This is a genomic window from Acetobacter sp. DsW_059 (assembly GCF_002153695.1).
GTDB lineage: Bacteria > Pseudomonadota > Alphaproteobacteria > Acetobacterales > Acetobacteraceae > Acetobacter > Acetobacter thailandicus.
The window spans coordinates 1-6,203 of record NZ_JOPI01000168.1 but is presented as its reverse complement, the minus strand read 5'-3'; the positions used below and the strand labels follow the sequence as shown (position 1 = coordinate 6,203).

The following is a 6,203-nucleotide window of genomic DNA, read 5'->3' as shown; positions in this document are numbered from 1 at the left end:
CGGTAAGCCTGTGAATCACAATCTCTCGCTCAGTTCAATAAATTAACAGGTCCTGAGCCTAGGTGTTTAGTCCCGTGGTTTGATGGTGTAGTATTTTCACGAGAGTGGAAGGACGCCTTATGGGACAGATACGTCATGGGAGCGCCACGACCACGCACGCCGTGCGGGCAGCAATACAGCGATCGCAGGCTTCGCTCGCGACGCTGAGCAGGGAGTTCGGGATCAACCCGAAAACAGTTGCAAAATGGCGGAAGCGTCAAACGGTTGAGGATCAGAAGACAGGTCCTAAAGAGCCGCGATCCACGGTTCTGTCCGAGACGGACGAAGCGATGATCGTGGCGTTTCGCCGGCATACGTTGCTGCCGCTGGATGACTGTCTTTATGCCCTGCAGGCCAGCATCCCTCATCTGACACGCCCGGCTCTGCATCGCTGCCTGCAGCGCCACGGGATATCCCGGCTTCCGGATATCGAGGGAGACAAGCCCAGACGACAGCGTTTCAAACGCTATCCCATCGGCTTTTTTCACATCGATATTGCCGAGGTCCAGACTGCTGAAGGCAAGCTGTACCTCTTCGTCGCCATCGATCGGACCAGCAAATTCGCTGTCACACAACTGGTTGAGAAAGCCGATCGGAAGACCGCCTGGGAATTCCCCGAATATCTCCTGAGCATCATTCCTTATCGGATCCATACCATTCTGACCGATAATGGCATCCAGTTCGCTGATCAGCCTCGTAACCGCAATATGGCCTGGTCTCGCCCCATGCGCTTCGACATGATCTGCGAAGCTCATGAGATCGAACATCGTCTGACGAAACCCAGTCATCCCTGGACGAACGGTCAGGTTGAGCGGATGAACCGGACAATCAGGGAAGCAACCGTCAAACGCTTCCATTACGACAGTCATGAGCAGTTAAGGACACACCTCAGCGATTTCATGGCGCCTATAACTTCGGGCGGAGACTCAAGACCCTGAACGGCCTCACCCCTTATGAATACGTCTGCAAAATCTGGACTTCAGAGCCAGAAAGATTCATCATCAATCCAACCCATCAAGCCACGGGACTAAACACCTAAGGGCAGAGAGAGACATTGCCTCTCTCTGCCCTTAGCATTTTTATTGCGTTACGGTTATAATCAGGCGACGCAGGGTTTCTACCATGTCCAGCACCTGTTCTTCTGTTGCAATAAATGGAGGGGCCAGAGAGAACGTGTCGCCCGTGCAGCGAAGCAGCAGCCCATTCTGCATACCCAGTTCAAAAAGAGCACTCCCTCTTTTTCCAGGGGAATCTGCTTCTGGCACAAGGTCGATACCCGCGGTCAGGCCAAAATTACGCACATCCCTGACGCCAGGCAGATCACTCAGGCTGTGCACAGCCTTCTCCAGCACCGGTTCGAGACCACGTACATGCGTTAGCAGTGAGTCCTCTTCCATAATATCGAGCACAGCATGACTAACAGCCGCGGCAATCGGGTGACCTGAATATGTGTAGCCATGAGCAAACTCAATCGCCTCTTCAGGACCGGTCATAAATGTCTCGTAGATATCCTTGCTGATCAGCACGCCTCCCATTGGCACAATGCCGTTGGTTACTGCTTTAGCAAAGGTGATCATATCCGGTTTGACGTTAAAACGCCGGGATGCAAAATTTTCTCCCATACGACCAAAACCTGTAATTACTTCATCAAAAATCAGCAAAATACCGTGTTTTGTGCATATCTCGCGTAAACGCTCCAGATACCCGACCGGAGGCACCACAACGCCTGTTGACCCCTGTACCGGCTCAACAATAACGGCAGCTATCGTTGAGGCATCGTGTAGTGCGACAAGACGCTCCAGATCTTCAGCATAGTCGGCACCCCATGTGGGCTGACCTTTTGAAAAGGCCATTTTTGAGTGGTCATAGGTGTGCCGCAAATGATCAACACCATTCAGCATACCGGCAGCAAACATTTTTCTGTTAGATACAATGCCGCCAACCGATATGCCACCAAAGCCAACGCCATGATAAGCACGTTCGCGCCCGATCATACGAAAGCGTCCGCCCTCACCTCTTAAGCGGTGGTAGCCCAAAGCAAGTTTGAGGGCTGTATCAACGGCTTCGGTCCCTGAATTGGCAAAAAATACATGGTTCAGGTTTTCAGGGGCCATATCGGCAAGACGTTTAGCCAGGCGAACAGCAACCGGATGGGCCATCTGAAATGATGAGCAATAATCAAGCTCTTCGGCCTGATTTTTCAAAGCTTCCACGATGTGTGGTACGGCATGCCCTAGCGGTGTGCACCACAGACCAGATAACGTATCAAAAAGTTTTTTTCCGTCAGGGGTATAATAATAAGCCCCTTTAGCAGAGGAAATTATGCGCGAACCGGCCTGTTTTCTGACATGACGGTTTGCGGTAAATGGCATCCAGTATGAGCCATCTTTCAAAGCATCTTCGCAATTAAACTCGTTAGATAAATGTACCATCATGCACCCTTTAGTTATGCGACCTGTCATTTCAGGTCTTTTACGTGCAACTGTCTGTAAATGTTTTAGCTTTGAGACAATGAGTATTTATACAGAAATTTTTATATAAAGAAATCAGACTTTGTCATGATGCATCATGAATATGATGAAAAAGTTATATTATTAATTATTGAAAATTATGCATACAACAGGCTGCAAATATGCAATATTTGCATACCTTCCCTAAAGAGCCTCTTATTTCTCAAATAACACTATAAAGGGATCGCATGCTGACTCATTTCATGTCACTTTTTGCTGATGCAACGCTTTTTGTACTTCTGCCCTGGTTATTGTGGCAGCTTACACTTAAAAACCTGCCTATCGCTGTTTTGCCTATTCTTGTCGGCATGGTGCTGGCCGTCTGGCATGTACCTGTCAGTACAATGGGTATCCCCTCTCTTTATGGGGACTATATTGGCTGGGTTGCTGTACTGGTTCTGGCGTTTACAGCCGGGCTCGAAATGTGGCAGCACCCTGACGAGCATGACAGTCAGAACGCTCTGCCCCAGCCATCATTTGCACGCCTGATTGGCGGAGCTGCGGTTGCCCTTGGCGGCCCTTTTCTCGTAGGTACTTTCCTGGCTTATGAGGTTTTTCTCTCTCTGCCTGGATGGCATACTCCTCATACAACGCCGATGATCGCAGCTGCAGCCATCGGGTTATGTATGGCAGTCAGCGCGCTGCCAGTGCTGATTGGTATCGTACGTGAAATTGAACCTGCACAGCGCCCGCTGGCACAACTGGCATTAAAACTTGCTGTAGTTGATGATGCGGCTTTGTGGATTGGTCTGGCGTTATTACAGTTTGCGGCAAAAGGGACTTCAGCATTACATGGCTGGACACATCTTGAGTTTTTAGCCGTTGCACTGCTGATTTTACTGATTTGTGGCGGGACATGGGCGACCCGAAATATTCCTCATCCTCCGCTTTGGGTAATATGGCTTACCATACCTGTTTATCTGGCTGCGGGCTCCTGGGCCAGTCACCAGCTGGGGCTGCATGAATTGATAGGGGCTTATTTTGCCGGTGCTATTATGCCCCCAGCCTGGGTCAGACGTTTACCAGTAGAGAAAATTGGTACGTTTTCTCTTATCTGGCTTGCTCCTATGTTTTTTGGGCATAGTGGTTTGCATATTAATGGTGATGCTCTGACATGGCCTTCAGTGATTGCGTCTCTGGCTCTTGTTGCAATTTCCATTTTTTCAAAAATTGGTGCTGTCTGTTTATTTCCACCTGCTCCCGGATTGTCTTATCGCCAGGCTCTCAGCATAGGTTCTCTTTTACAATGCAAGGGGCTTATGGAAATTGTTGCGGCAACAATTTTGCATCAGAAAGGTATGCTGTCAGAATTCGCTTTTGCTTCTCTTATGGTGCTGGCTGTTATTTCAACCACCCTTACAGGGCCACTTTTTAGCCTCGTAAAACCAAAAACCTAAACCGGGCATGCCTAAGAAAAAATAATCATCTGGCGCCAGTCTGCTCTGTTTCCATTGAGCAGACTGGCCGGACGTTCAAAACCGCTAAGTAATTTGCCAAAAGCAGTTAGCGGCAACCGGCGAAAACCTGCCTGCAAACCGCCTGCACTGTGTCACGAAGCCATTGATGGGCAGGGTCAGCATCAAACCTGGGGTGCCACATGGCGGAAATAGCGATTTCAGGTGTCTGAACCGGAAGCTGAAACAATCTCAGACCCGGTATCCCCACAGAACTATCAGAAAAGGCCGCCAGACAAGACCGCGGGACATGCGTCACCAGATCTGATTGCCGCACAATTTCGAGTGCCTCCGGAAATCCAGGCACGACGGCCGATACTGTGCGCTGGTATCCCAGTTGCTCCAGTGCATCATCAACCGGTCCTCTGAATGTCCCTCGTCGTGAAGCGGCGACATGGCTACATGCAACGTAGCGCGCTACGCTGATATCATCGTCTATGAAAAGTGAATGGCCAATGCGGGCCGCACCGACGAACGCATCCCGGAAAAGAAGCCGGGTTCGAATTTCGGGTGCAGACACGCCCAGGACACCAATTTCCAAATCAATGCGCCCCTCTCGCAATGGTAACGCGTCTTTATCAGGCTTAGGCGCAAAGCGCAGGCGAACCTGTGGTGCTCCTTTCATAATGGCTGTTACCAGAGGCGCAGCAGCGACGCTCAGAAAACCTTCATTGGCGCGAAGGACGAATGTCCGATCCAGCTTTTTCAAATTCATTTCCTGCGGCTGCGGGCACAGAATGGTACGCACGTCGCGGGTCAGAGCATGAACATTCTCACGAATCTTCATAGCATAAGGTGTCGGTACAAGATGCCGCCCCGCCCGCACCAGCAACGGATCGCCTGTCGCGGAGCGAAGGCGTGTCAGAGTGCGGCTCATGGCGGATATGCTGAGCCCAAGCCGGTAAGCTGCGCGGGTTACGCTGACTTCCTCAAGCAGCACATCCAGCGCCCTCAGAAGATTGAAATCCATGTTTTCCATGCATTGAACCTATCGACAATGACTGGGCAGATGGCGTTACATGCAATTATATATTGATGCTAATGCGTCTGGCGCCAGCTCTGGTTCTACCTCTATTTTCTATGACGTGAAAACAGACATGCCCATCATAATGAGGGTCTGCTGAGAGGAAGAAACCTATGAAGCTGATTGGCATCGAAGAACATTTCCTGACACATGAGATAAAAAATGCATGGTCCGCTCTTGGGCTTGAGGCCAGTGACCCGAGTGTTGCGTTTCATGGTGGTCTGCTTGAGACACGACTGAACGATCTCACCGAACAGCGACTAACCCTGATGGATGAAACAGGGCTTGACGTACAGGTTCTGTCGCTCACCACTCCGTCACTGCACGACCTGGGACCAGACAGTATCGACCTCGCTCGCCGCACGAATGATGCCGTGGCGGAAGCCGCTGGTCGCCACCCCGATCGCTTTCAGGCGCTGGCAACGCTGCCTGTGGCAATGCCCGACGAAGCCGCCCTGGAACTCGAGCGCTGTGTCAGAATACTTGGGTTTAAGGGAACGATACTGTGTGGTCGAGTGGGCCATCGCAACCTGGATCATACTGATTTGCTTCCGGTTTTTCAAAGTGCTGCCGCATTAAAGGCACCGGTTCTGCTTCACCCCAGAGCGCCGGAAAAGGTCGTCAGGGAGGCTTATTATTCCGGGTTTAGCCCTCAGGTGGATGCTGCATTTTCCTGTTTCAGTCTCGGCTGGCATTATGATGCGGGCATTCAGTTTTTACGGTTGGTGCTGGCGGGTCATTTCGATCGCTTTCCGGACTTACAGGTTATTCTGGGTCACTGGGGCGAACTGGTCCTGTTCTATGCCGAGCGTCTTGCTAACATGGACCGTGTGTCAGGACTGCATCATTCCATGGAGACATATTTCCGGCGCAACCTGTATGTCACGGCCAGTGGTATGTTTCTGCCGCATTATCTGGAACAGGCAGCACGGATCGTCGGCCGGGACAGACTATTGTTTTCTACTGACTATCCGTATCAATACCGCCCAGGAGGTGATGCGCGACGTTTTCTCGAAAATTGTGGCCTTGATGAGGCCGACAGGCAGGCATTTGCGTATAGAAACTGGGAGCGGCTAACAGAAAACTTACCGGCGCATCTGCAGTAAATTACGACCTGAAGCAGGAGCAAAATCGCCCTATAGTCCTCAGGATATTCCTACCACTCTTAAGCCGATG

4 protein-coding genes and 1 pseudogene are annotated in these 6,203 nt (G+C 50.9%); 3 read left to right on the top strand and 2 right to left on the bottom strand.

Going from position 1 to position 6,203, the window contains the following annotated elements; translation table 11 throughout:
- Positions 1–119 precede the first annotated feature (119 nt).
- A pseudogene (locus HK25_RS12575) lies at positions 120–1,078 on the top strand (IS481 family transposase).
- A gap of 40 nt (positions 1,079–1,118) precedes the next feature.
- Here HK25_RS12575 and HK25_RS12570 read toward each other — a convergent pair.
- The gene (locus HK25_RS12570) at positions 1,119–2,471 is read right to left on the bottom strand and encodes an aspartate aminotransferase family protein (RefSeq protein WP_086636417.1); all 1,353 of its coding nucleotides are present in this window, start codon (positions 2,469–2,471) and stop codon (positions 1,119–1,121) included.
- A 266-nt stretch (positions 2,472–2,737) separates the two neighbouring features.
- Between HK25_RS12570 and HK25_RS12565 the strand changes: the two genes are divergently transcribed.
- Positions 2,738–3,946 (top strand): cation:proton antiporter, encoded by a 1,209-nt coding sequence (locus HK25_RS12565; RefSeq protein ID WP_198945993.1) that lies wholly within the window; start codon positions 2,738–2,740, stop codon positions 3,944–3,946.
- 106 nt (positions 3,947–4,052) lie between these two features.
- On the opposite strand, the gene HK25_RS12560 is transcribed toward HK25_RS12565, so the two are convergent.
- On the bottom strand, positions 4,053–4,973 hold the full coding sequence (locus HK25_RS12560; protein WP_369824752.1) for a LysR family transcriptional regulator: 921 nt from the start codon (positions 4,971–4,973) through the stop codon (positions 4,053–4,055).
- A gap of 167 nt (positions 4,974–5,140) precedes the next feature.
- On the opposite strand from HK25_RS12560, the gene HK25_RS12555 reads away from it, so the two are divergent.
- Positions 5,141–6,133, top strand: a complete 993-nt coding sequence (locus tag HK25_RS12555; RefSeq protein ID WP_086636415.1) for an amidohydrolase family protein — start codon at positions 5,141–5,143, stop codon at positions 6,131–6,133.
- Positions 6,134–6,203: the final 70 nt, after the last annotated feature.